The sequence below is a fragment of the Streptomyces sp. NPDC037290 genome, assembly GCF_055603245.1.
In genome coordinates, this window is the sequence record NZ_JBVJVZ010000108.1 from 1 (window position 1) to 2,278 (window position 2,278).

At 64.4% G+C, this 2,278-nt stretch carries 2 pseudogenes; one reads left to right on the top strand and one right to left on the bottom strand.

Annotated features, from left to right (window positions below):
• Window positions 1-734: 734 nt before the first annotated feature.
• Window positions 735-1,318: pseudogene (locus ACZ7HQ_RS45155) on the bottom strand (transposase); the annotation flags it as partial.
• A 507-nt stretch (window positions 1,319-1,825) separates the two neighbouring features.
• Here ACZ7HQ_RS45155 and ACZ7HQ_RS45160 point away from each other — a divergent pair.
• A pseudogene (locus ACZ7HQ_RS45160) lies at window positions 1,826-2,278 on the top strand (hypothetical protein); the annotation flags it as partial.

The window sequence follows — 2,278 nt, forward strand, 5'->3', positions numbered from 1 at the left end:
CGCCCGCCGAGTACGAGGCCAACCACTACAAGCAACAGCCAAACCAGCAGGTCACAGCCACAACCTGAAGTCTCTATCGAACCCGGCGCGGTTCACTTTCCGTCTTGATCAAGGCATAGGGTCTCGTCGGACCAACTGCAGTCACACACAGATGAGGGGCTAGGCATAGAAATCTCCTAGCGGGGCAGAGACGCTGGCAGGCGCGATTGCCACTTGCCTTGCTGTGATGACTCTGACGTGTCAACGGAAGGGGCTTTGGAAGAGATGAGCCAAGAGAGCGGGCGTATCGTTGACCTGCGACAATCGGAAGCACCTGTTCCGGGAGCGATCTCTTACAGTTACCCCAGAGAACTGCTCGACGCTCAGATCGAACTGCGCCAGATCCACAAGGTACTGACGGATGCGTTCAGCGGCCCTCCTGAGTCTGGGCAGCCCCGGGACGCCCAGGAGTCTCCGGAAACCTCCCCATCGCTCTCGCCCTGCCTCTTGTCCGACAGCTCGGTCGACCCACACCGCGCCGCGGCAGTAGCCCGGCTGCGAAGCCGCGCAGCCAAGCTCATCGGGGAGATTGCGGCCCATCCATTCTGGGGGGAGCTGGATCCAGCCGAAGTGCCTGCCGCGTGGTACGCGCTCAGAGCTGGCCGAGAGGAGAGGCTACCGACGCCCTCGGCTGAGGCGTCTCGTCACTGCGCACACCGATCCTGTCAGGACCCTGGCGCAGTCCCGCTGTCCACCGTCAGCTCGCGGCCGCAGTACCGTTTGAACGGTGCGCAGACGGTTCCGCCGGCTCCTTCGTAGGCTTGGTCCGCCAGGACGGGAATTCTCAGGCGTTCACACACCGTGATGATGCGGTGGGTACGTGCGGCGGTGATGTCCACCGTGCGGCCTGGCATGGCCGGCGAGTACCAGATCAGTTCGCCGGCCGGGCCAGTGACGGCCTGGATGTTCACTCCGTGCCGTCTGGCCTTGCTGAAGTAGTTCTTCTGTCCGTCGCCGACTCGGTCGCACTCGACGATGGTGCCGTCCACCAGGACGTACTCCGGCTTGGCGTGCCGCAGGGCACGGGTGAGGGACGGAGCTTTGTCCGCCAACAGCCTGGTCACGTGTGTACGTAGGCGTGGGCAGTGGTTTCGCTGATGCGGAAGCCTGCGGCGATTTTGGCGAGCGTGGTGTGCTCCCGCAGGTACACCAGGGCCACCATGGCCCGCTAAGAAGGGCGGAGCTTGCAGCGGCGGTCACCCTCACGGCTGACGATCAGCATGGTCACCCACTCAACGAGCGCGAGCGGCAGGTCGCGTACGCAAGGATAGGACGCCAACGAGACCTCCAGGCCCGTGAGTTGAGACGTGAGCCATGTCGCTCAACAGCCCGGGGGCCTCGCCTGCCCCGATCGGGAGCCACTCTGAAGAAGCTCAATAGCCAAGCGTGCCGCACTTGTTGCGCCCCAGGCGGCATCACTTGATCAATGTCCGCCTGAAGAACTTCGACGAAGGCCATGACACGGCGTTGTCGACTGAAATGGTACTCGCTGAGCACATTTTGGCCATCTTTTCCTCATGCATGTGGGCGGCCACGGCCGACTCACTAACGGTGGCGGCAGGCAAGTCGCCTGGTGTGGGGGGCCATTGGGCGGTTGACCGAGAGCCGCAACAGCCGACGCATCTGACCGAGACAACCCCTTGCCATCCGACGTGACTCTGACCCGCTCCTCAAGCGGGTGGTAAAGCTTGTAAGCACCACCATTTTCGAACAGGCTTGCCACCGCAGCGGGTGCAGCAGGTTCCACGCGCTTGCATGGCGGCACGGTCAAGGGGGTGCAAGCAGCGTGTCCCGCGAACCCAACGCCCGTCTGAAGACGCTGATTCAAGCGGCGGGGCTAAGCCCCGCGCAGCTGGCCCGTGCGCTGCGCGCACTGGCGGCCGAGCAGGATCTGTCCGTGTCTTACGACTCCACCACGGTGCAACGCTGGCTGGATGGTACGCAGCCCAGACCGCCCGCGCCCGCCTTGCTGGTGGAATGTCTCTCTCGCCGCCTGGGCCGACCCGTCACCGCACAGGAAGCCGGCCTCACACACACTCCGGCCGTGGCTGTCGACCCAGCATGGCAGGCAGACCCGTTGCGCAAACTGTCCCAGCTCACGAGCGCCGAACTCGACCCCGCCCGTCAACGTCTCCTGGGAACCGATGGATTCAGCTTGACCGCCCTGGCCATACCTGACTCTCTCCCCCCATCCGTCCCCGCGGGTCAGCCCGCACCGGCCGAACCCGATGGTGCGCAT